The following is a 24,657-nucleotide window of genomic DNA, read 5'->3' on the forward strand; positions in this document are numbered from 1 at the left end:
CTCCTAAGACGCTATTACTTCTTCTAATACACGATTTAGTACAATTTGTAATTCTTCCACTCCAACACGTCCTACGAAATCATAAAACGTTTCGGCTAGTAATTTATTCTTTTGGAAATAACTTAAAAAGGACACGAGAACATCCGGTAAGTCTTCTCCATCTATTTTCCCTTTTAATTTTTCGTTATATGCTCCTCCGTCTAATAGCGTTCCGCCCACATATATTTCAAACGCCTCAACGATTCCCTTCTCCTTCGTTTTCAATTTTATCCCTTGCAAACCAATATCAGCAATTTGACGTTGACCACAGGAGTTCGGGCATCCTACCATATGAATTCGAATCGGAACATCAAGTGCAATTTGTGTATCTAAGTACTCTGCGATTTTGTGTAATCTTTCTTTCGTTTCTACTAACGCAAGATTGCAATACTCAATACCAGTACATGAAACCGCATGACCAATAAATGATTTCGGATTTGCAGAAATCACTTCAAACAACGGTTCACTTAATAATCCTGCAACATTTTTTGGCTGAATATTCGGAATAATAAAGTTTTGTGAGTTACAAGTACGAATTTGTCCGTTTCCATATTTCTTTGCAATTCTTGCAATCTCAAACATTTCCTCTGCATGTAAACGTCCTACCGGCACATTAAAACCGACATATTTTAACCCCTCTTGTTTTTGATCCTGGGCGCCATAAAAGTATCCTGCATTCCAGCCTTTGAGAGCACTCTCCCCTTTACTTTGCAATGTGCCTGTATATTCTACTAGTTTCTCTTTAAATTTCTCAGCGCCCCAGTCAGCGACAAGAAATTTCAAACGTGCTAAGTGGCGTTTTTCACGATATCCAAAATCACGGAATATAGTAGCAATTGCAATCGATACTGCCTTCACTTCTTCTGGTAAAACGAATACATCTAATTCTTCCGCTAAGTACGGACGAGCTGATAAGCCTCCGCCTACTTTTATATGAAAACCAACTTTTTTCTCACCATCTATTTCTTTCGTAGCAGGTGTAAATGCAACACAGTTAATCTCTGCGTTTGCTGAGTTATAAATGTTAGAACTAATAGACATTTTAAATTTACGTGGTAAGTTAGAAAACTCTTCATTATGTTGGAAGTAATCGTATATTTCTTTAACAATGGATGTTGTATCAAATAGTTCATTCGCATCAATTCCAGCAAGTGGATTACCTGTAATATTACGCGTAATATCACCACATGCCCCTGCTGAAGATAAACCAACTCTCGCTAATCTTTTAAAAATATCTGGAATTTGCTGAATTTCTAACCAATGAAACTGAATCGCCTGTCTTGTCGTAATATCTAACACATCACGCCCATAATCTTCAGCGATGGAAGCTAGCACTTCTGCCTGTGCATTTGTAATAATCCCTGAAGGAATATTTACCCGCATCATAAAATAGCCAGCTTCTTTCGGTCTTTGCAAATACAATCCTGCCCATTTAAATGCGTCCCACTCTTCTTTCGGAATAGATTCGAATCCATTTTCTGCGTAGTATGGAATATCATTAAAGATTTCCAATCCATCTTTTTCTAATTTGTTTTTCTCAGTCTGATTTAATTTTTCATTATTAGCCCATACTTTTTCATAACTCATTTTTAATCCCCCTATATAAAACTACGCTCTTGTAAGTATTTCACGATTTGTTCTGCACATTCTTCAATAGAATACTTGTGCGTTTCTACAATTAATTCCGCTTGTTCTGGTTCCTCATACGGTGAATCAATTCCCGTAAACTCTTTAATATCACCTTTTCTCGCCTTTTTATAAAGTCCTTTCGGATCACGTTTCTCACACTCTTCAATCGGACACTTCACAAAGACTTCAATAAACTCATCTGCCGCTAATAGATCTCTAACTTGTTTTCTGTCTACTCGAAATGGTGAAATAAACGCTGTAAGGACAACAGTTCCTTGATCTACAAATAGCTTCGCCACTTCACCAATACGTCTTATATTTTCCATACGATCACTTTCAGAAAAACCTAAATCTTTATTTAAACCGTGGCGAATATTATCCCCATCTAGCACATAATTTCCGATATTCTTTTCAAACAGTTTACGAGCAACCGCATTCGCTACTGTAGATTTACCCGAAGCTGATAAACCAGTAAACCAAACTACAAAACTGTGATGCCCATTCTTCACTCTTCTCTCATCTTTTGAAACAGAAGCTGTATGCCAAGTAATATTCGTATCCATCTCATTCTCTCCCTATTCTGTTACTACTTCTTTTTTCAAACCTTTAATCAGCACTTCCACTACTTCTTTACGACTAAATGTACTCGGCGGAATCTCACCATTTCTTAACATTTCTCGTACTTTCGTACCTGAAAAGATGACACGGTCTTCTTTTCCATGCGGACACGTTTTCGTTGAAGCCATTGCTTCACATTTAGTGCAGTAAAAACTATGTTCAAAAAATAACGGCGTAATCCCTAACTCTTCTACTGTAAAATTCGTAAAGATTTCCTGCGCTTCATATGTTCCGTAATAGTCTCCTATCCCGGCATGATCACGCCCTACAATAAAGTGGGTGCAACCAAAGTTCTTTCTTACTAGTGCATGAAATATCGCTTCCCTTGGTCCTGCGTAACGCATTGCTGCAGGAAATACACCTAAAAAGACACGGTTTTTCGGATAATAGTTTTGAAGTAGTACTTCATAGCTTTCCATCCTTACATCAGCAGGAATATCATCTGACTTTGTTTCCCCAACAAGTGGATTTAAAAAGAGACCGTCTACAATTTCAAGAGCAGACTTTTGAATATATTCATGAGCACGATGTACCGGGTTTCTCGTTTGAAATCCGACTACTGTTTTCCAGCCACGTTTTTTAAATTCTTCTCTCGTTTCAATTGGATCTAAATGATAAGAAGGAAATGGATTATTCCCAAAACGTTTTGTAAGAATAATAGCTCCTCCAACGTAAACGTTTGGTCGCTCATATAATTTTTTTACTCCTGGATGAGCCTCATCCGTCGTTTTATATACAAGTAACGCTTCTTTTTCTTTATCAGGTACAAAAATATCTTCTATTTGAATAACACCACATACATTTCCATCGTTAACAAGTTTTACTTCTTCTCCAACTTTCAGTCCCTCTGCTACTTCTTCTGTTACCGGTAATGTAATTGGTATACTCCACACGCTACCATTTGCTAAACGAAGCGTTTCTACAACCGAATCATAATCTTTTTTTCCTAAAAAACCAGTAAGCGGACTATATCCCCCTGTCGCTAGCAGTTCTAAATCACTTAACGCAATGTTGTCTAATTTAATTTCTTTTTCAATTTGTGATACGTCGTATGTCTCATCTACACGGTTTATTAATTCGTTTATTGTAGTCATTTTCTATATCCCCTCTTAGCTTTATTTCAAGATTCATCTTATTGGTAATGAAGACCGCATTCAGTTTTCATTTTCCCGGCCCATCTACCATCTCTTGAATCACCATCGGCTCCTACAGGTAGCGTACATTTCTCACACCCAATACTTGGATATCCAACATCATGCAATGGGTTGTACGGCAAGTTATGTTTATATACATATCGCCACACTTCTTTCCACGTCCAATGGATAAGCGGACAAACTTTAATAGATTGAAAACGATGATCTTGATTTATAAACTTTGTATGCTTACGCGTTTCTGATTGTTCCCTTCTTAAACCCGATATCCACGCTTTTTCCGCTGCAAGTGATTTTTCTAACGGTAAAATCTTCCTGATCTTACAACAGAGATTCGGATTGCTTTCCCATAGTTTCTCACCATGCAACTTCGCTTGTTCATCAAGTGTAAGTTCCGGCTGTTTTTCTATAATATTTAATGAAGGAAATCGTTCTCGTACTTTTTGAATTAATTCATACGTTTCTTGAAAATGAACATTTGTATCCAAAAATACAACTTTAGCAGATGGATTTACTTGGTTTATAAGATGCAGTAAAACCATGCCTTCCACTCCGAAGCTACACGCGTATACAACTTCATCTTTATATTCTTTATAAGCCCAACTTAATACGGATAGCGCGCCTTTCGTTTCATCTTCTTCTGAAAATGAAACACGATTTTCTTCCCACTTTTCATACGTCAACATGTTTCTTCCCCCTGTAAAAGCAAAAAGACGGTTTTAACCTATTAAAATAGATTAAAACCGCCTCTAGTTTTTCTAGTCAGCGCTTTTCACTTTAAACGTACTTTTTCACTTTTTTCTAATTGAATTACTTTTCCATCTTGCACCACAATTGTAATTGAACCATATTTCATATCAGCAAGCATCGCTTGAATTTTCTCAGATACTTCATCAAAATGTTCCCGTACGCTCACGCAAACAGCCCCCCTTTTTATTCATAAAAAAAATCTTTCCCATTTCGAAAAGACTGTTCGGTAATATATTTTACCTTATCTTTCAAAATGGATTCCATTTTGCTGGATTTAGCACCTTGCTTTCTATAAGCAGGTTGCCGAGCTTCGTAGGGCCAGTTCCCTCAGCTTCTCTTGATAAGCTTTGTATTTGTATTTTATCACAATTCTGATTTTTTTCAATCCTAGTTTTCCGATATATTTTAATTATTTTATTTTATAAAAAAGGAATTGCCCATCCTGAACAACTCCTTTTTTCATTTTTAAACAAGTTCTTTAATACGTATGCGATCGTTCCCAATAATATTTTCATATGTTTCACGTTCTACAACAATTTGTGATGTTCCGCCTTTTGCAAAGACTACAGCCGGTCTACGAATACGATTATAATTATTAGCCATCGAGTACCCATATGCCCCTGTACAAGAAATCGCTAGTAAATCAGAAGAAGCAACTTTAGGAAGATTAATATCCCAAATCAGCATATCTCCACTTTCACAACATTTCCCAGCAATCGAAACAAGTTCCTCATTTTCATCATTCCCTCGATTCGCCAATATCGCCTCATAACGCGCTCCATATAGAGCCGGCCTTAAATTATCTGTCATCCCACCATCGACTGAAACATATTTTCTTATGCCTGGAATCTCTTTCACCGCTCCGACTGTATAAATTGTTGTTCCCGCATCCCCTACAATACTACGCCCTGGCTCAATCCATATTTCAGGAAGCGGATATTCACATAATGTAAACAGCTCTCTCACCTTACTTGTTACAGCGTGCACATACGTTTCAAGTGTTAACGGTGTATCAGACTCCGTATAACGTATACCGAAACCTCCGCCGACATTTAATACTTTCACCACATAGTTTGTTCGCTCTCTCACTTCTTCTAAAAATTGACGTAGTACTTCAATTGCTCGAACAAAACCAGCCGTTTCAAATATTTGCGATCCGATGTGCGAGTGAATTCCTAGCACATTATAACTTGATTTTTGCAAAGCTAGCTCAATTGCTTGCATCGCTTGACCATTTGAAACACCAAACCCAAATTTCGAATCCTCTTGACCTGTTGTTATATATTCGTGTGTATGTGCCTCTACTCCAGGCGTTACACGGATTAATATGTTCACAAATTTCCCATGTTGCACTGCTAAATCATGTAAAATTTCTAATTCTAAGAAATTATCTACCACAAAACAACCAATATTCGCCTGAAGAGCCATAATCATTTCTTCTTCTGTTTTATTATTTCCGTGAAAATGAATGCGCGATGCCGGAAATCCTGCTTGAAGTGCAGTATATAATTCTCCTCCAGAGACAACGTCTAAAGACATATTTTCTTCACGAGCTACTCGGCACATCTCCATGCACAAGAACGCCTTGCTAGCATATGCTACTTGATAAGAGAAACCACTTTCTTTAAAAGCACGATGAAACGCACGACATTTCCCTTGAATTGACTCTTCATCGTATACATAAAGTGGTGTTCCGTATTGTTTTGCTAGTTGCGTCGTATCGCACCCTCCAATTTCTAAGTGTCCTTGCCCATTGATTCGGCTTGTGCCGTGTAAATACATTTGAATTCCTCCCTTATTTCCTCTAAAACTCATAACCCCAATCTTCTATTCATTGCAGCACGCTTTTAGATAGACAAAAAACGCGCGGAACAATGTTCACACGCGTTTCTTATTAGGAAAAATATATATTGAAAAAATAAACGAGTTGTTATCTTCTCAAAATAAGAAACCGCATCAACATCTCCAAATAGCTCTTCATAAAATAAATATTATGACAGTACTACATTTATTCAATGCAGTCCCAATATATGAATAACGTGGTTATTCTTATATTTCGGCAATAGTCCCTTTCAACCTATGATCACAGATTCCACTAAATCTCCCATAGCTTACTCTTTCCTATCGCGGCCTCTACCTTTGAGAGTAGATGAGGTAAGTCTATTTAATTTTCAAACATCTAATTGTTGCTATTAACAATACCAAAGGACCATTTTATTTGTCAAACAATTTTTTATATTGTTTTTTTACAGTTTAATTTCGTGTCATTTGGTAAGCGCTTTATAGAAATTTTTGTAACAGTCCATTCTCCTTCTTCATTGTTAAATGTCATACTTATCTTCTCAAACGGCGGAAGTACTTTTCCACCTATTCCTGATTCATATTTCGTTATTTCAATTACTGCTTGAAATAAATATGTACCGCTATAAAGTTTTTTTAGGCTAATAATTTTAGGACAATCAAACGGTTTTAATTTTCCATATTGTTTCTCAATCGCTTCATTCATTTTTGGAAATAACACAGAATAAAGAGCATCTTCCATGAGCGGTGCATCATATTGTGCTACTGATACACTCGGTGAAACAAAAAGCATAAAACTAATGCATACTATAAAATATAATAATTTCCGCATCATAACCTCCGTATCATTACGCGATACTTTCCATGTTTAACGAATGATAATAATCATACATAGAAATTCCATTTTATTGTCTCCTACTTCGCTTTTTCTACTCAATTGTTGCAAAAAAAGCCCACAACTCTCCTTTATTTTCGTATAATGATACTCATAGTATAATAATCATAATAATAAAGGACTGTTCGTATATATATAGTGAGACGATTTTCAAACAAACTCACAGGAACTGTCATGCTTTTAAGAGAGGAGTATATTATGCTACAACGTCTGTTTCCAAAATTACGATTTGCACTCGTTGCAGTCGTTTTATTATGGATAAAAACATATATTGTGTACAAGCTAGCATTTGATATTAGAATTGATAACTTCTTTGAAGAGTTTATGCTTTTTATTAACCCACTAGCTTCGTTACTTTTATTTTTTGGTTTCGCTTTACTTGCATCTAAGTACCGAAACCGAATTATTATTGTAATTAGTTTTATACTGTCATTTATTTTATTTGGAAATGCAATGTTTTACGGGTTCTATAACGATTTTGTTACTTTCCCTGTTTTATTCCAAACAAATAATATGGCTGACTTAGGGACGAGTATAAAAGAACTCTTTACGTATAAAACATTACTTTTATTTGCAGACGCAATTATTTTAATGTTTATTTCGCGTAAATTCCCATCATTTGGTGATAAAACACCCCTTTCTCGCTCTGAGAAGCGAACTTTCTTTAGCGGTGTAACAGTATTATTAGCACTACAAATTGTTGTTTCAGTTATATATAAACCACAAATGTTCTCACGCTCATTTGATCGTCAAACTGTCGTGAAAAATTTAGGGTTATACACATATCATCTATTTGATATTACACTTCAATCTAAGTCTTCAGCTGAGCGTGTATTTGCAAGTGGAGACGGGTTCTCTGAAATTAAAAACTATACAGACTCAAAAGATAAGCAAGTTGATAAAAACTTATTTGGAGCTGCAAAGGGTAAAAATGTAATTTTAATTTCAATGGAATCTACACAAAGTTTTGTTATTAATAAAAAAATAAATGGAAAAGAGATTACTCCATTTTTAAATGAGTTTATTAAAGATAGTTTTTATTTCGATAACTTCTATCATCAAACGGGACAAGGTAAAACTTCTGATGCTGAATTTATCGTTGAAAATTCCCTTTATCCGTTAGACCGTGGTTCTGTATTCTTTACTCATGCAACAAATGAATACACTGCCACACCAGAACAATTAAAGAAATACGGATATTCTTCTGCTGTCTTCCATTCAAACGATAAAACGTTTTGGAATCGTGACGTAATGTATCCTGCGCTTGGATATGATCGTTACTTTAATTTAAATGATTACGTAGGAACGGAACAAATGTCTGTCGGTTGGGGATTAAAAGATAAAGAGTTCTTTGAGCAATCTATTCCAAAGTTAAAATCTTTACCACAACCGTTCTATACGAAATTTATTACGTTAACAAACCATTTTCCATTTCTTCTAAATCCAGAAGATCAATATGTTGATGAATTTAATTCCGAAAGTGGTGTTTTAAATCGCTACTTCCCAACCGTTCGTTACACGGATGAAGCTCTTAAATTATTTATTAAACAATTGAAAGACGAAGGACTATATGATAATTCCGTTATTGTCATTTATGGTGATCATTACGGCATTTCTGAAAACCATAATGCAGCTATGGCTCAGTTCCTTGGGAAAGACGCTATTACACCGTTTGATTCTATGCAATTACAACGCGTCCCTCTCATTATTCATGTGCCTGGCCAAGAAGGAAAAGTCATCTCTAAAGTATCTGGTCAAATTGATATTAAACCAACTTTACTTCATTTACTTGGTATTAAAACGAATCAATCAGTTGAATTTGGAACTGACTTATTTATAAAAGAAAAAGATCCTCTTATGGTAATGCGCGATGGTAGTTTTGTAACAGAGGATTATGTGTACACAAAAAATATGTGCTACAAAAAAAGCTCCGGTGAAGAGGCAGATGTAGCGCTATGTCAGCCGTATATTGAAAAAGCAAAAACAGATTTAAAACTCTCTGACAAACTGATTTATGGAGATTTATTACGGTTCGATCCTAACAATCGATATAAAACTGGAACGATGACAACGAAATTTGAATAATGTAAGAAGCAACTTTGTGAAAAGTTGCTTCTTTTTTACTTACACTTCAAATCTTTCACAAATTGGGAATTTTTTTCGTATGAGAAAGAAATTTATGGTATGATAAAATAAGTAAACTTTCATACACTAATTAAGAATTTATAACAGAAAGCAAGGGATCAGATTTTGTATAGAGCAGCTATTCCAAACTTATTTACGCTCGGGAATTTATATAGCGGATTTTTGTCAATCGGCTATGCATCTTTAGGATATTATAAATCAGCTGCTATTTTAGTACTGATCGGGATGATGTTAGATAGTCTTGATGGTCGTGTCGCTCGTTTATTACGCGTTGATTCACAAATGGGAAAAGAGCTTGATTCACTCGCGGATGTTGTAACATTTGGCGCAGCACCTGCTGTGTTAATGTATTACACATCTTTCTCCAACTATGGCATCATTGGACTATACATAGCGGGATTATTCCCACTGTTCGGAGCATATCGCTTAGCACGATTTAATGTAACGCCATCATCTACTTCTATGAAATATTTCACTGGAGTTCCGATTACTGCAGCAGGAGGGCTTGTTGCTTTCTTAACATTATTTTCACATACCATTCCAAAAATCGTTCTCATTACCGTATTCGTAACGTTCGCATTTTTAATGGTGAGCCGTGTTCGTATCCCAAGTTTAAAAGATGTACCAATTCCACGATATAGCATAATTATTACACTATTTTTAGTTGGAATTATTATCACAATGTACCAAACAAGTTTTGGCAACATTTCTGTTTTCTTATTCATTGCCATTCCACTATACATTTTGTATATGTTATCTCAATTTATTAGACAAAGACCTTCTAAAAAAGCGAATAAAGAAAAATAAAAAAACCTTCCGTATTTCGGAAGGTTTCTTTTTTATTTTGTAACTAATACTTTTTGATTTACAGGTGTTACAGGTTCTTCACCATTTAATACAGCTAAAATATTTCTTACTGCCATTTCAGCCATTGCATCACGTGTTTCGAATGTTGCATTTCCTACGTGAGGAGCAAGTACTACATTCTTTAATCCTTTTAGCTCTTCTGTAATTTTCGGTTCAAATTCAAATACGTCAAGAGCTGCACCTTCAATTTCATTCGTTTTTAGTGCATGAGCAAGTGCTGATTCATTCATAATTGGTCCACGTGAAGCATTTATAATATATGCTGTTTTCTTCATCATTTTAAACTGTTCTTCATCAAGAATATGATGTAATTTCGGATTATAAGCACAGTTAATTGTAATAAAGTCCGCTGTTTGTAATAATTCTTCCAACGTTACGTATGTCGCTTCCAGTTCACTTTCAGCTTCAGGCTTTCGATTTGGTCCTGTATATAAAACATTCATTCCAAATGCTCTCGCACGCTTTGCAACTGCCTTCCCGATTTCTCCAAGGCCAATAATTCCGATTGTCTTACCGTGTACTTCGCGGCCCAAGAAAAATAACGGTGCCCATCCGTTAAATCCAGTTGTACGACATAACGTATCACCTTCAGGAATTCTACGTGCAGCTGCTAAAAGAAGTGCAAACGTTAATTCTGCTGTTGCCTCTGTAGATACTTTCGGCGTATTTGTAACAGCAATACCCTTTTCTCCAGCATATGTGTAATCAATATTATCGTAACCAGCACCATAATTTGCGATAATTTTCAAGTTTGGTGCTGCGTCAATAACCTCTTTCGATACCTTCGTAGAAAGTAAGCTTAAAAGTGCATCTTTATCTTTTACACGTTCTGCTAACTCTTCTACACTAATTAATTCTTCTTTATTATACATTTCTACATCATGATTTTTCAATAATTCTAATCCGATTTCTGGAATTTTCCCTGCTACTAATATTTTCGCCACTACTAACACCTCTTCTATACAAAATATGATATCTCTTATATTTCATTGTAAGAAATCTACATATAAAAACCAAGGAATTTGATTATAGTTTTGAAAATCGACACTTTTCCATAAAAAAAGAGGAGATGCAACTCTCCCCTCTTTTTACGCTTTTTCTTGCGATTCTTTCCCAAGCTTCGCATCGATTGTTCCTTCTGCAACTGTATCGCTAATTTGTTCCTCAATAACTGAGTTAGCAGTATTATTTGTTTCAGAAGTATAGGCTTGATCTGCCGCTTGTACGTTTTGTTTATTTTGTTGTTTCGCCATTTTTTATCCTCCTTTTCATTCTTTCTTATTTTGAACAAAAAGGGTAATTTTCATCAAAAAATCGTGTTTCATTTTGAAATTATTCCTTCTTCTTCAAGCAATCTCATCGTTCTTACTCGTTTCGTAAATGTAGCTATGTGAGAAATATCATGATTGCGTAATGTCTTTATATTCTCTTCCACATACTTTCCTAAATCATTCGGATAATGGGCATCTGAGGATAGAGTAATCGGAACTCCATGCTTAGCTAATACTTGTAAATAAAGCGGACTTGGGCACATTTCGCGCACAGGATATCGATAGTACAATCCCGCATTTATTTCTGTTGCTGTATTTGTTTCCACTAACGCACGAGCAATTTCCTTATAATAAGAAAGCTGTTCATTCTCATCCAATCGATAATTAAATACTTTTATGTTATCGAGGTGAGCTATAATATCAAAAAGCTCGGAACGAACAGCACTTTCAACTGTAGCGAAAAACGTGTGATATAAAGTATGTAACTCATGCGTACCAAAATACTCTTTCGTATCTGGATTATCAAATCCCCATCCATCTATAAAATGGACCGAACCGATTACATAATCAAAGTCTCCTAATGCTAGTAAACCTTTTAACTCTTGTTCACCCCCGATAAAATAATCCGCTTCAATTCCAAGTTTGAGCGTTATCCCTCGTTTACTCCATCGCTCTTTTGCCTCTTCAATCGCCTTTGTAAAATCATAAATAGACGTTACTCTTACTTGATCTAACCATTCTTTTTGCAGGCGACCAAGCTTAGAATCACTAATATCTACATACTTTTCATAATATCCTTTCGCTTCATGAAAACGATATAAATGATCGACAATACCAACTTCTTTTATACCTTTTCGCACAGCTTCTTCTAAATATAAATCAATCCATTTCGCTGTAAATGGACCTTCCTTCACACGTCTTTGCAGGCGTTCTTGTGTTTTCATAAGCCATTCCATAGAATGTTTTTCTTCTTTAAGCGGTTCAAAATATTGTAGCGCATCATTTATTTTAGCTAGCCACCCTATTGAATATGGCCCTTCTTCTAAATGAATGTGATAGTCCACTTTCATCCATATTCCCCCTTATAATGTATCTATTTCTCTTCTGTCCCCTACTCGCGAAAGCTTTCCATTTCTTTCTTTCATTTCTTGCATGACATCTTCTAATGGAATATTTTTTTCGGCTAATAGAACAAAACAGTGATAGAACACATCAACCATTTCTTTTACTATTTCTTCTTTATCATTATTTTTAGACGCAATAATTACTTCGGTGCACTCCTCACCAATTTTCTTTAAAATTTTATCTTCACCTTTTGAAAATAAATAATTCGTATATGATTCAGAGAGTGGATTTTTCTTTCGTTCTTCAATTGTTTCAAATAATAACTTAAGGATATCTTCCATATGTATCCCCCTATATAATTTTGTAGTGAAAACACGTTTTTTCTCCCGTATGGCAAGCAGGCCCTACTTGCTTTACGACAACAACGATTGCATCTTGATCACAGTCTAAATAAAGTGATTGCACATATTGGACATTTCCCGATGTACCTCCTTTATTCCATAACGATTGTCTCGAACGGGAATAAAACCATGTTCTTTTCGTTTCCAGCGTCTTGTCATACGCTTCTTCATTCATATAAGCTAACATTAAAACTTCTTTCGTATCTTCCTCGATAACAACTACCGGTATTAAACCTTTTGCAAAGTTAGGTTTCATAACCGCACCTCAACGTTTGCTTCTCTTAATTTTCGCTTTACATCCTGTACAGTCGCTTCACCATAATGAAAGATTGATGCTGCTAATGCTGCATCAACTGTTGTCTTTTGAAATACTTCTATAATGTGATCCACATGACCACATCCACCTGATGCGATTACTGGGACAGAAACGCTGTTTGAAATTGCTTCTGTTAAACGAAGATCATATCCGTTTTTCGTTCCATCTGCATCCATACTCGTCAATAAAATTTCTCCTGCTCCGAGCTGGGCAACGCGTCTCGCCCATTCTATTACATCCATTCCCGTATCAAGTCTTCCGCCATTTACGTATACATTCCATTTATCTTCTGCTACTTTTCTAGCATCAATTGCTATGACAATACATTGTGAGCCAAAATGTTCTGCACCTTCCTGAATTAACTTCGGATTTCTCACTGCCGCTGAGTTTATTGAAACTTTATCCGCTCCAGCTCTTAGTAAATTGTACATATCTCTCACATTTGAAATCCCCCCGCCAACTGTGAGAGGAATGAATACCTTTGAAGCAGTTTTTTCTACAACATCTATAATCGTTTTTCGTCCTTCATGCGTCGCAGTAATATCTAAAAATACGATTTCATCTGCTCCCGCATCATTATATAATGCGGCTATTTCAACAGGATCACCGACGTCTTGTAACCCTATAAAATTTACACCCTTTACTACCCGCCCTTCTTTCACATCTAGACATGGAATAATTCGTTTCGCTAACATAGTTTTGCTACCTCTAGTACTTCTTCTAAATCAATCGTTTTCTCGTAAAGTGCCTTCCCAATAATGACGCCATATATATTCATATCATTTAATCTTTTCACATCTTGAATAGATGCCACTCCTCCAGAAGCAATTACACGAATATCCACGCTTTTTTGCAGTAACTCTAATTGTTCAAAGTTCGGCCCTGCAAGCGTCCCATCTTTTGAGATATCTGTAAAAACAATCGTTTGAACACCTAAACTTTCCATTTGCTTCGCTAAATAGATGTAAGAAATTTCAGATACTTCTAACCAGCCCCTCGTTGCTACGAAACCATTTTTCGCATCAATTCCAACTATGATTTGCTCGTTATATAGACGAACTGCTTCTTCTAAAAATGATTTATCATAAAGGGCAGCCGTTCCTAATATTACTTTTTCTACACCTACTGACAACAACTTCTCCACTGCCGCGAGTGACCGAACTCCTCCTCCAACTTGCACCGGAATACGTACCGCCTTGCATATTTTTTCAATGACAGGTAAATTTACCGACTCCCCAGCAATTGCTCCATCTAAATCAACAACGTGTAGTATTTTCGCTCCAAGTTTTTCAAATATGATTGCTTGTGCGACTGGATCTTCATTCATCACCGTTTCTTTACTAAACTCTCCTTGATACAGCCTTACGCATCGCCCTTCTTTTAAATCGATAGCTGGGAAGATTTCCATGCTTCTACCACTCCTTTGAAATTTTTTAACATTTGCATTCCAATTTCACCACTTTTTTCAGGATGAAACTGTGCGCCAAATATATTTCCTTTTGCTACAAAACCAGGTACTTGCACTCCATACTCACTTGCCCCATACACAATTTCATTTGGACAATCTGCATAATAAGAGTGGACATAATATACGAAAGAACCGTCCTCTACTCCATTCCAAAGCGGTATTTCTCCATCTTTCTTTAACTTATTCCACCCCATATGTGGAATTTTATATGGAACTTTTAACTTTCTAATGACACCTGGCAATAAATTTAATCCGTTACAGTCTTGTAGTTCCTCACTTTTTTCAAATAAAAGCTGCATTCCTAAGCAAATACCCAGAAGCGGTTTTCCTGAACTTCCAACTTCTTTTAGCACACATACTAAATCTTTTTCTTCTAAAATGCCCATCGCTTTCGGAAATGCGCCTACTCCCGGTAAAATAACGCCACCACTTCTCAATATTTCTTCTTTATCATCCGTTACGATGTACTCTGCTCCAATATATTTTAATGCTTGTTCCACACTGCGAATATTCCCCATTCCATAATCTATAATAGTAATCAATTACAACATCCCTTTCGTTGAATTTATACCAGTAATGTTGGCATTTTTATCGACTGCCTCTCTAAGCGCTCGACCGAACGCTTTAAATAGAGCTTCAATTTTGTGATGTGTATTGCTTCCGTATAAAATGCGAGCATGTAACGTAATATTGGCAGCATGGGCAACCGCTCTAAAAAATTCTTCCGTTAATTCTGTGTCAAAATCTCCAAGCTTCGGATTTGTTAATTCACCTTGAAATACAATATATGAGCGCCCGCTTATATCAATCGCGACAAATCCTAAAGATTCATCCATCGGTACATACGCTGAGCCGTAACGGTTAATCCTCTCTTTATTTTGCAATGCTTCTTTCAAGCAAGTTCCGAGTACAATTCCAACATCTTCAACCGTATGATGCGCATCAACGAATACATCACCTTCAGCTTCAACTTGCAAACCGAATCTTCCATGCCTAGCAAATAAAGTTAGCATATGATCAAAAAAACCAACTCCCGTTTGCACAGAAACATTCGTACTTTCATCGAGCTGCAAACTTAACTTAATCTTTGTTTCATTCGTCTCACGTGCTTGACTAGATTGGCGCATTATTCTTCCTCCTTAAATCTAATTTGGATTGCTCTTGCGTGTGCATGTAAACCTTCTTTATTTGCAAGTTCTACAATATGATGCTGTACACTTCTTAACGCTTCTTCCGTATAAGAAACGAAGCTTGATTTTTTCACAAAATCATCGACGGATAACGGAGAGAAAAACCTTGCTGTTCCACTTGTCGGTAATACGTGATTCGGCCCCGCCAAATAATCTCCGAGCGGTTCAGGTGCATATGGTCCAAGAAAAATTGATCCAGCATGCTTTACATAAGCTAGAGCATTCATTGGCTCTTTTATGTGTAACTCTAAATGTTCTGGAGCGATTTCATTTGATAAATGAAACGCCTCCGCTAAAGAAGGGACAATAAAAATTGCTCCATTTCTTTTTATTGACTCACGAGCTATTTCACTTCTTGGTAACGTCTCTAGCTGTCTTTCTATTTCTCTTTCTACTTCTTTAGCAAGCTGTACATTCGTTGTAATACAAATAGCAGTCGCTCTTTCATCATGCTCTGCTTGTGATAATAAATCAGCAGCAATATATTCGGCATTTCCTGTTTCATCTGCGATAACTACAATTTCTGATGGTCCAGCAATCATATCGATATTGACTATCCCATATACTTCTCGCTTCGCTAGAGCAACATACAAATTTCCAGGTCCTACTATTTTATCTACTTTAGGAATCGATTCCGTTCCATATGCTAGAGCAGCAATTGCTTGAGCACCACCGGCCATATAAATTTCATCTACACCTGCAAGACTTGCAGCAGCTAAAATATGCGGATCAATTCCTCCTTGCCTCGGCGGTGTTACCATTACAATTTTTTTCACTCCTGCGAGTTTTGCTGGCAATACATTCATTAATACTGATGAAGGATACGAAGCTGTCCCGCCCGGCACATATACACCTACATTTTCTAACGGCCGAATGAGCTGTCCTCTAATTATCCCTTCACTCACGCAATCGAACATCGATTGTCTTTTTTGCTTTTCGTGATACGAGACAATGTTTTTCTTTGCCTCTTCTAACGCTTCTAAAAAAGCTTGTTCTACAAACTTACTTGCTTGTTTTATTTCTTCTGCACTTACACGAAAATCTTTTATCTCTACACCATCAAACTTTTTTGTATAGGACGATACAGCTTCATCTTTACTCTTTCTTACGTTTTGAACAATTTCACTTACACTTCTTTGAACAGTTTCTTCTATTATATTAGCGCTTTCTCGTAGCAATTTTATTTTCGATAAAGCCTCTTCGAAATCTTCACAAACTATCTCCATTTAAAGTCCCCCTATTTCCCTGACAAAATTTCTTGTTCCATCATATTTATAATACCGAATATTTCGTCTTTTTTAGTTTTCAATGCAGCCTTATTCACAATCATTCGAGCTGATATAGAGCACATTTCCTCAAATACAATTAACCCGTTTTCTTGTAATGTTTTTCCTGTTTCAACAATATCAACAATTGCATCTGCCAAACCTAGAAGTGGAGCAATCTCTACAGATCCTTCTATTTTAATAATTTCTACATCCTCCCCTTTATCATGAAAATATGTAGAAGTAATGTGCGGATATTTCGTAGCAATTCGTTTTTTTCGATAACTCTTCGGATTATACGTAGGAATAGAAGCGACACAAAATTTACACACGCCTACTCCTAAATCCACCATCTCATATATATCTTTCTCACATTCCATTAATATATCTTTTCCAACGACTCCAATATCAGCTACGCCATGTTCTACATACGTAGCAACATCTACCGCTTTCACTAAAATAAATGAAATGTTTGTGTTTTTACTTTTAAACACAAGTTTTCTTCCTTTATCTTTGAGCTCTGAACAATCAATCCCAATTTTCTCAAACAGTGGAATAACATGCTTTTCTAATCTTCCTTTCGTTAACGCAATTTGAATGTTACGCATGAAGCCTCCCCTTCTTTCTGGATGATCCATTTCTTTCTCCATACATATTCCACTAGTGACTCACTCTTCGCCTCAACGACTGTCATTATTTTATTCTTGTTTGCAAATTGAAAAGTATCGTTTAAATTAGAGAATAAAGATAACTGGGCATTCTTCCCGTCCTTTTGAAGTAAATTTCGTAACCTTTCCGCTTCTGCTAATCTATTTAACTCATAATGAATCATAATATCTATTCTCTTTCGTTTATATGGTTCTTGCTGCTCTTGAAGTGCCTTAACTATTTGATTTACTTGCACCGCGAGCCCAACCGCTGGCATCATCTCTCCAAAATTTCCAATTAACTCATCATATCTTCCGCCACTAACAATCTCTTCTCCAATTTCATATATATACCCTTTGAAAATAACACCCGTATAATAATCCAAATGTTGAACCATACCTAAATCAATTGATATGTAAGAGCCATATCCTAACTGTTCAATTGTTTCATATATTTCTTTCACTCTTGCAATGGCCATTTTCATTTCATTACTTGAGGCGAGTTTTTCTGCTTCCTCAACAACATCTAAACTCCCGAATAACCTTGGTAATTTCTCAAGTAATCTTACTGTTTCATCACACCGATCTAATTTTTTTTCTTCGATAAAATTTGAGAGACTGGCATAATTTTTACTCTCAATATATGTTCTAAGTAACTTCTCTTCTTCATCATGAATGGAGAGTTTTTTTACAATACATTTATATAACTGCACTTGCCCAATCTCAATTGTAAAAGATTGTACCTTCAATTTTTGAAGTGCTTGAATTACGCTTATGACACACTCAATTTCCGCTCTTACATTATCAATCCCGATAATTTCAATACCACTTTGTACCATTTCATTATATTTTCCAGAAAGAGACTCATTCGCCCGAAATACATTTCCACTATATGTAACTTTAAGAGGAGTGTCCCATCTCTGCGTTCCAATTACTCTTGCTAAAGGAATTGTCATATCTGGGCGTAAAACGATAATCCGCCCTTTTTCATCAAAAAATTTATACATCTTTTCTTCATCTATCGGCCTATTTTGAAATGCAAAAACATCGTAAAATTCAATTGTAGGTGTCCTTATTTCTTCATAACCTCTACCTAAAAAGGTCCGTCTTAATTTTTGTTCCACTTCTTCAACTAACGTACATTCTTCGAATAAGTAATCCCTCGTTCCATTCGGATTTGCCCGCTTCCACTTTTCCATCTCATTTCACACACCTTTCCCTCTCTAATGTATGCTCATTCCATTCACCTAAACCGAAAATAAAAAGAGCCTTGTAGAAAAAATACCTACAAGGCTCTTTAGTAGAGTGTAGGTACAACGGGAATAACCCTTGTGCCTACACGTTTTCACGTTAGGTTCAAGGGTTTCATGTATGATGATGTAGTTGTGTAAGCATTTTAATAGATTGCACGATATTCATAATACTTACTCCCTTTCTCCTCTGATTTTCACATAGTATATAACAGTTAATTCTGAATGTAAATAGATTTTTAATATTCCGTTATTTATTAATATAAGGCTATCTTTCTTTCATACTCTCCAATTTCTCGTTCGTATTGCATCGTAATGCTAATTTCATCTAGACCATTTAATAATTTCTCTTTCCACATTTTCTCGATTGCGAAATGAAACCTATGCGTATTCGTTGTAATTACCTCATTCTCTAAATCTACTTCTATTTGTTCACTCGCATCCGTTTTCGCAAGTTGTTCACGCATTTCTTTATCCATTACAATCGGTAACATACCATTTTTCATGCAATTCATATAAAAAATATCTGCAAATCCCCCGGCGATAATAACGCGGAAACCATAATCAGCAAGTGCCCACGGAGCATGTTCTCTTGAAGAACCGCACCCAAAATTATCACCCGTAATTAATATACTTGCTCCTTTTCGTTCTTGCGCATTAAGAGGGAAATTAGGATTTTCATGGCGCTCATTATCATAACGCCACTCATCAAATAAATATTTTCCAAATCCCGTTCTTTCAATTCTCTTTAAATATTGCTTCGGAATAATTTGATCTGTATCAATGTTATCATTCATAAGTAATGCGGCAGTACCTTTATGAATACGGAATGGCTCCATCATAATTCTCCTTTCTAATATCAACAAAATGACCATATAACGCAGCCGCTGCTGCCATAGCTGGGCTTACTAAATGTGTTCGTGCTCCTTTCCCTTGCCTTCCTTCAAAATTACGATTTGAAGTAGATGCACAATGTTCTCCTTCAGGCACTTGATCTGGATTCATTCCAAGACACATTGAGCATCCAGGCTCTCTCCATTCAAATCCCGCTTCTTCAAATATGTGATGTAATCCTTTTTGCATCGCTGCTTCTCTTATCCTTTTAGAACCAGGCACAACAAGGGCTCGCACACCGTCTTTCACTTTTTTCCCTTTTACAACAGATGCTGCAATTTCTAAATCAGATAATCGAGAATTTGTACAAGACCCAATGAAAACATGCTGAACTGGAATTTCAAAAGTACTTTGTCCAGGACTCAATCCCATATACGAATATGCTCTTTCATCATTTTTATCATGTTTTTCTGGTAATTTTTCATCAATTCGAACACCCATACTAGGATTTGTTCCCCAAGTGACATACGGTGCTAAATCCGTAACATCTACCGAAATATGTAAATCATAAATTGCATCTGAATCTGTATAAAGCTCCGACCATTTTCCCGTAAACATTTCATAGTCTTTCGGTGCATATTCACGCCCTTTTACATAAGAAAATGTTTTCTCATCTGGTGCAATAATGCCAGCTTTCGCTCCCCCTTCAATTGCCATATTGCAAAGTGTCATCCTCTCTTCCATTTCCATAGCATGAATCGTCTCACCGTAAAATTCCATTACATATCCAGTTCCAACTGCTACACCGTACTTTGAAAGGAGATGCAAAATAATATCCTTTGCATAAACGCCTTTTGGTAACTTTCCTTTTAATTCAATTCCCATCGCTTTCGGCTTTCGTTGCCACAACGTTTGCGTTGCTAATACATGTTCTACTTCACTCGTACCAATACCAAATGCTAACGCTCCGAAAGCACCGTGGGTTGCTGTATGACTATCACCACAAACAATCGTTTTCCCTGGCTGCGTGAGTCCAAGTTCTGGTCCTATAACATGAACGATTCCTTGCTCTTCATCACCAATATCAGCTAATGGCACCTGAAATTTTTTACAGTTCTCACGAAGTGTATCCAATTGCTGCTTCGCAATACGATCGGTAATATTCCAAACATCTTTCGTTGGAATATTATGATCCATAGTTGCAAACGTTAATTCCGGTCTGCGGACAGTTCGATTTGCCAGCCGCAAGCCTTCAAAGGCTTGCGGTGACGTTACTTCATGAACGAGATGAAGATCGATATATAATAAATCCAATCCATTTTCATTCGTTGCAACTACATGTCTTTCCCAAAGCTTATCTAGTAATCTTTTGCCCATTATCGTCCTCTCCCTACTAGCGCTTGCTCTTCCATTTCTTGAATAACCGCTTTCGTAAATGAAGTTGTCGTCGCATCTCCCCCAATATCAGCTGTAACTTTTCCAGATTTAAGAACTGCAGAAATTGCGGATTCAATTGCATACCCTTCTCTCGTTAATCCAAATGATTGTCCGAGCATCATCGCAACTGAACGCATCATCGCAATTGGATTCGCTTTATTTTTCCCTGCAATATCTGGTGCTGATCCGTGAATAGGCTCATATAAAGACGGCCCGTTTTCCGCATGACTCGCTGATGGAAGCATTCCTAATGACCCTGCCAATACAGAAGCCTCGTCACTTAAAATGTCACCAAATAAATTTTCGGTTACAATTACATCAAAACGTCCTGGATTCCGAATTAACTCCATAGCAGCTGCATCTACTAAAATGTGCTCTAATTCAACATCAGGATAACGAAGAGCTACTTCTTCCGTAACAGCTCTCCATAGTTTACTAGATTCTAAAACATTCGCTTTATCAATAGACGTTACTTTTTTCTCTCTCTTACTCGCTAATTGAAAAGCATACGACACGATACGTTCAATTTCATGACGATGGTACGTAAGTGTATCAGTTGCCGATTCTTCCGTTCTTTCTTTTGGATAAGAGAAATAAATACCACCTGTTAGTTCACGAACGACAACGAAGTCAATTTCATCTACGTTTTTTAATGGCGATAAATGTGCAGTTGCGCTTTCTACTGTTACAGGGCGAACATTCGCAAATACACCAAGTCCTTTTCTTAAAGCTAATAATCCTTTCTCTGGCCTTTCTTTCGCATCATCCCACCGAGGTCCACCAACCGCTCCAAGTAAAACCGCATCACTCGCTAAACAAGCGGCAAGTGTTCGCTGTGGTAATGGTTGCCCAGTTAAATCGATAGCAGCTCCGCCAAAGTACTCATCTTGTAAATGAAAATGATGTCCATATAGCCTCTCTACCATATGCAATACTTCCTTCGCGCTTTCCATAACTTCCGGACCAACACCATCACCCGCTAAACAAACGATACGTTTCTCCAATTAAAACACCCCTTTTTTATCTGATTTTTCAGAAATATATTTTGATAAGTAAGGGACGAGTCCCTCACTTATCAAACAGTTACTTCACAAGAGTAATAAAAGATTTTAATTTTCCCGCCGCATGAACATACGCTCTCGCCGATGCTTCTAATACGTCTTGCGCAACACCAAAACCTGATACTTGATGAGTTCCTTCTTTTAATTCAACATGAACATGTGCAAGTGCATCTTGACCTTGTGTTATAGATTGTATGCGATAATCCGCTAAGTCACATTCTAATCCTAAAATTCTTTGAATTGCATTATATATCGCTTCAATACTTCCAGAACCAGTTGCTGCATCTTCGTACATATTCCCTTCCGCATCTTTTAGTACAACTGTTGCACACTGTGTACTATTTGATACGAAGTGTACTTGCAATTGCGTAATGCTATATTGTTGTGCCGAAAATGCTGCTTCACCAAGCATAAGCGCACGTAAATCTTCTTCTGTAATTTCCTTTTTTCGATCAGCTAATTTTTTAAATGCTGCAAACACCGCATCTCGTTCTTCGTTTGTAAATTCGTAGCCTAATTCTTTCATTTTTTCCGTAAATGCGTGACGTCCAGAATGTTTTCCAAGTACAAATAGATTTTGAGATTCACCTATAAGCGCCGGTTCAATAATTTCATATGTCGTCACTTCTTTTAAAACACCATCTTGATGAATACCTGATTCGTGAGCGAACGCATTTGCTCCAACAATCGCTTTATTTTTTGGTACAACCATACCTGTTAAACGACTTACTAATGTACTTGTCGCTTTAATTTCTTTTAACGTCATAGAAGACTCTGCTTCATAGAAATCTTTTCTAATATGGAGAGCAACTGCGACTTCTTCTAAGGCTGCATTTCCTGCTCTTTCTCCAATTCCATTAATCGTTCCTTCTACTTGTAACGCTCCGCCTTCAACTGCAGCTAACGAGTTCGCTACTGCCATCCCAAGATCATCGTGACAATGACAAGAGAAAATTGCTTTTTCATACGAAGGAACGGATTCTTTTAAGTATTTAAAAAGAGAATAATATTCTTCTGGATTCGTATATCCAACTGTATCAGGAATATTGATTACATTCGCTCCTGCACGAATCGCTACTTCTACTGCTTCAGCTAAAAATGCTCTCGATGTTCTTGTCGCATCTTCTGCTGAAAATTGTACTGTTGGAAATAATGATTTTCCGAGCGTAACCGAGCGCTGAATGCTATCTAATACATCTTCTTTCGACATACAAAGCTTATATTTCATATGAATGTCACTCGTAGCTAAAAATACGTGTAAACGAGGAGATACAGCACCTTTCACTGCGTCATATGCTCTTCGAATATCGCTTTCCTTTGCTCTAGCTAAACTCATAACCGTAGCATTTTGAATGGTATTTGCGATACGTTTTACCGATTGAAAATCACCTTCAGAAGCCGCTGCAAATCCGGCTTCCATTACATTAATACCAAGTCTCTCTAGTTGCCTCGCAATCTGTAATTTCTCTTGTTCATTTAAATTAACTCCTGGTGATTGTTCGCCATCACGAAGCGTCGTATCCATGAACAAAATCTGCTTCATATTATTTAATCCCTACCTTTACTCGGGGCTGTACAAAAGGCATCATTTCACGTAATTTACGTCCAACTACTTCGATTTCATGTTCATTTTCTTTCTCATTTGTCGCCTGGAAATTTGGTCTTCCTGCTTTATGCTCTGCAATCCAACCTCTTGCAAACGTACCATCTTGAATTTCTGCTAATACTTCCCCCATCGCTTTCTTTGTATCTTCAGTAACAACACGTGGCCCTGATACGAAGTCACCCCACTGCGCTGTATCTGAAACTGAGTATCTCATATTTTCAAGTCCGCCTTCATACATAAGGTCAACAATTAGTTTCAGTTCATGTAAACATTCAAAATATGCAAGTTCAGGTTGATAGCCAGCATCAACTAGCGTTTCAAATCCCGCTTTTACAAGTGCAGTCACTCCGCCGCAAAGTACAGCTTGCTCTCCGAATAAATCTGTTTCTGTTTCTTCTTTAAACGTTGTTTCTAATACACCTGCTCTCGTCGCTCCAATTCCATCTGCATATGAAAGTGCCTTTTCAGTCGCAACTCCTGTTGCATCTTGATATACTGCAAATAATGCAGGAACAGCTCCACCTTCCGCAAACGTACGACGTACTAGATGTCCTGGACCTTTCGGTGCTACTAGAAATACATCTACATTAGCTGGCGGTTTTACTTGATCAAAGTGAACATTAAATCCATGCGCGAAAACTAGAGAATTGCCGCCTTGTAAGTTTGGTGCAATTTCAGCTTCATATACTTCCGGCTGTAATTCATCAGGTAGTAGAATCATTACTACATCTGCTTTTTCTGCTGCTTCCGCTACTGTATATACAGAAAAACCGTCTTCTTTCGCCTTATCCCATGACTTCCCTTTCCTCAGTCCTACTACTACATCAAATCCGTTATCACGTAAGTTTTGCGCATGCGCATGGCCTTGCGATCCATATCCGATGATTGCTACTTTCTTTTCCTTTAATACATTTACCGTTACGTCTTTTTCATAATAAACTTTCGCCATTTT

General features: G+C 36.8%; 26 protein-coding genes and 2 riboswitches. Of the genes, 2 read left to right on the forward strand and 24 right to left on the reverse strand.

Translation table 11 applies throughout. The annotated features are described in order from the left end of the window. Positions 1-3: 3 nt before the first annotated feature. From ACE38F_RS20790 to ACE38F_RS20820, 7 genes are all read right to left on the reverse strand, one after another. A complete protein-coding gene (locus ACE38F_RS20790) occupies positions 4-1,626 on the reverse strand; it encodes a nitrite/sulfite reductase (RefSeq protein ID WP_375369811.1) in 1,623 nt (540 codons plus the stop codon). Between the two features lie 11 nt (positions 1,627-1,637). Then, positions 1,638-2,231, reverse strand: coding sequence for an adenylyl-sulfate kinase (gene cysC / locus ACE38F_RS20795; protein ID WP_144508267.1), 594 nt, complete (start codon positions 2,229-2,231; stop codon positions 1,638-1,640). 12 nt (positions 2,232-2,243) lie between these two features. Then, positions 2,244-3,380, reverse strand: a complete 1,137-nt coding sequence (sat, locus tag ACE38F_RS20800; RefSeq protein ID WP_375369812.1) for a sulfate adenylyltransferase — start codon at positions 3,378-3,380, stop codon at positions 2,244-2,246. Positions 3,381-3,418: 38 nt separating this feature from the next. Next, positions 3,419-4,123, reverse strand: coding sequence for a phosphoadenylyl-sulfate reductase (locus ACE38F_RS20805; protein WP_375369813.1), 705 nt, complete (start codon positions 4,121-4,123; stop codon positions 3,419-3,421). Between the two features lie 86 nt (positions 4,124-4,209). After that, a complete protein-coding gene (locus ACE38F_RS20810) occupies positions 4,210-4,353 on the reverse strand; it encodes a YezD family protein (protein ID WP_000116159.1) in 144 nt (47 codons plus the stop codon). Between the two features lie 72 nt (positions 4,354-4,425). Then, positions 4,426-4,534, reverse strand: a riboswitch (SAM riboswitch). A 118-nt stretch (positions 4,535-4,652) separates the two neighbouring features. Further along, complete coding sequence (gene lysA, locus ACE38F_RS20815; protein WP_375369814.1) at positions 4,653-5,969, reverse strand: diaminopimelate decarboxylase; 1,317 nt, start codon at positions 5,967-5,969, stop codon at positions 4,653-4,655. 180 nt (positions 5,970-6,149) lie between these two features. After that, a riboswitch (Lysine riboswitch) is annotated at positions 6,150-6,331 on the reverse strand. A gap of 89 nt (positions 6,332-6,420) precedes the next feature. Further along, positions 6,421-6,819: a DUF3888 domain-containing protein gene (locus ACE38F_RS20820; RefSeq protein ID WP_002158658.1), complete on the reverse strand. Its 399-nt coding sequence runs from the start codon at positions 6,817-6,819 to the stop codon at positions 6,421-6,423. A 261-nt stretch (positions 6,820-7,080) separates the two neighbouring features. Between ACE38F_RS20820 and ACE38F_RS20825 the strand changes: the two genes are divergently transcribed. Together ACE38F_RS20825 and pssA are read left to right on the forward strand one after the other, a co-directional pair. Beyond that, positions 7,081-8,967, forward strand: a complete 1,887-nt coding sequence (locus ACE38F_RS20825) for an LTA synthase family protein (RefSeq protein WP_375369815.1) — start codon at positions 7,081-7,083, stop codon at positions 8,965-8,967. Between the two features lie 165 nt (positions 8,968-9,132). Continuing rightward, on the forward strand, positions 9,133-9,834 hold the full coding sequence (gene pssA, locus ACE38F_RS20830) for a CDP-diacylglycerol--serine O-phosphatidyltransferase (protein WP_002011698.1): 702 nt from the start codon (positions 9,133-9,135) through the stop codon (positions 9,832-9,834). A 32-nt stretch (positions 9,835-9,866) separates the two neighbouring features. On the opposite strand, the gene ACE38F_RS20835 is transcribed toward pssA, so the two are convergent. From ACE38F_RS20835 to ilvC, 17 genes are all read right to left on the reverse strand, one after another. Then, positions 9,867-10,847 carry a 2-hydroxyacid dehydrogenase family protein gene (locus tag ACE38F_RS20835; RefSeq protein WP_375369816.1) on the reverse strand — a complete coding sequence of 327 codons (981 nt, stop codon included), beginning with the start codon at positions 10,845-10,847 and terminating at the stop codon, positions 9,867-9,869. Positions 10,848-10,982: 135 nt separating this feature from the next. Then, positions 10,983-11,147: a YozQ family protein gene (locus ACE38F_RS20840; protein WP_002030670.1), complete on the reverse strand. Its 165-nt coding sequence runs from the start codon at positions 11,145-11,147 to the stop codon at positions 10,983-10,985. 68 nt (positions 11,148-11,215) lie between these two features. After that, entirely contained in the window at positions 11,216-12,235 is a 1,020-nt protein-coding gene (locus tag ACE38F_RS20845; protein WP_002030669.1) for a histidinol phosphate phosphatase domain-containing protein, read from the reverse strand. Between the two features lie 12 nt (positions 12,236-12,247). Continuing rightward, a complete protein-coding gene (gene hisE, locus ACE38F_RS20850) occupies positions 12,248-12,571 on the reverse strand; it encodes a phosphoribosyl-ATP diphosphatase (RefSeq protein ID WP_002086729.1) in 324 nt (107 codons plus the stop codon). A 10-nt stretch (positions 12,572-12,581) separates the two neighbouring features. After that, positions 12,582-12,887, reverse strand: coding sequence for a phosphoribosyl-AMP cyclohydrolase (gene hisI, locus ACE38F_RS20855; protein WP_131229879.1), 306 nt, complete (start codon positions 12,885-12,887; stop codon positions 12,582-12,584). Continuing rightward, a complete protein-coding gene (gene hisF, locus ACE38F_RS20860) occupies positions 12,884-13,642 on the reverse strand; it encodes an imidazole glycerol phosphate synthase subunit HisF (protein WP_375369817.1) in 759 nt (252 codons plus the stop codon). Before hisF ends, hisI begins: the two co-directional genes overlap by 4 nt. After that, a complete protein-coding gene (gene hisA, locus ACE38F_RS20865) occupies positions 13,636-14,355 on the reverse strand; it encodes a 1-(5-phosphoribosyl)-5-[(5-phosphoribosylamino)methylideneamino]imidazole-4-carboxamide isomerase (protein ID WP_215555714.1) in 720 nt (239 codons plus the stop codon). The genes hisF and hisA overlap by 7 nt, the downstream gene beginning before the upstream one ends. Next, entirely contained in the window at positions 14,328-14,957 is a 630-nt protein-coding gene (gene hisH, locus ACE38F_RS20870) for an imidazole glycerol phosphate synthase subunit HisH (protein WP_215555713.1), read from the reverse strand. The genes hisA and hisH overlap by 28 nt, the downstream gene beginning before the upstream one ends. Continuing rightward, complete coding sequence (hisB, locus tag ACE38F_RS20875; RefSeq protein ID WP_375369818.1) at positions 14,958-15,542, reverse strand: imidazoleglycerol-phosphate dehydratase HisB; 585 nt, start codon at positions 15,540-15,542, stop codon at positions 14,958-14,960. Beyond that, entirely contained in the window at positions 15,542-16,831 is a 1,290-nt protein-coding gene (gene hisD, locus ACE38F_RS20880; protein ID WP_375369819.1) for a histidinol dehydrogenase, read from the reverse strand. The genes hisB and hisD overlap by 1 nt, the downstream gene beginning before the upstream one ends. Before the next feature lie 11 nt (positions 16,832-16,842). Next, complete coding sequence (gene hisG, locus ACE38F_RS20885; protein WP_002202661.1) at positions 16,843-17,478, reverse strand: ATP phosphoribosyltransferase; 636 nt, start codon at positions 17,476-17,478, stop codon at positions 16,843-16,845. After that, complete coding sequence (locus ACE38F_RS20890) at positions 17,454-18,716, reverse strand: ATP phosphoribosyltransferase regulatory subunit (RefSeq protein WP_375369820.1); 1,263 nt, start codon at positions 18,714-18,716, stop codon at positions 17,454-17,456. The genes hisG and ACE38F_RS20890 overlap by 25 nt, the downstream gene beginning before the upstream one ends. 308 nt (positions 18,717-19,024) lie before the next feature. Beyond that, positions 19,025-19,606 carry a 3-isopropylmalate dehydratase small subunit gene (leuD, locus tag ACE38F_RS20895; RefSeq protein WP_215555709.1) on the reverse strand — a complete coding sequence of 194 codons (582 nt, stop codon included), beginning with the start codon at positions 19,604-19,606 and terminating at the stop codon, positions 19,025-19,027. Further along, positions 19,584-20,978, reverse strand: a complete 1,395-nt coding sequence (gene leuC, locus ACE38F_RS20900; protein WP_375369821.1) for a 3-isopropylmalate dehydratase large subunit — start codon at positions 20,976-20,978, stop codon at positions 19,584-19,586. The genes leuD and leuC overlap by 23 nt, the downstream gene beginning before the upstream one ends. Next, on the reverse strand, positions 20,978-22,042 hold the full coding sequence (gene leuB / locus ACE38F_RS20905) for a 3-isopropylmalate dehydrogenase (protein ID WP_215555707.1): 1,065 nt from the start codon (positions 22,040-22,042) through the stop codon (positions 20,978-20,980). The genes leuC and leuB overlap by 1 nt, the downstream gene beginning before the upstream one ends. Before the next feature lie 79 nt (positions 22,043-22,121). Then, the gene (gene leuA / locus ACE38F_RS20910; protein WP_341307298.1) at positions 22,122-23,642 is read right to left on the reverse strand and encodes a 2-isopropylmalate synthase; all 1,521 of its coding nucleotides are present in this window, start codon (positions 23,640-23,642) and stop codon (positions 22,122-22,124) included. Position 23,643: 1 nt separating this feature from the next. Beyond that, positions 23,644-24,654: a ketol-acid reductoisomerase gene (ilvC, locus tag ACE38F_RS20915; RefSeq protein WP_215555705.1), complete on the reverse strand. Its 1,011-nt coding sequence runs from the start codon at positions 24,652-24,654 to the stop codon at positions 23,644-23,646. Positions 24,655-24,657 lie beyond the last annotated feature (3 nt).

The organism is Bacillus altaicus (assembly GCF_042136375.2).
In the GTDB taxonomy this organism is placed as follows: Bacteria; Bacillota; Bacilli; order Bacillales; family Bacillaceae_G; genus Bacillus_A; species Bacillus_A cereus_U.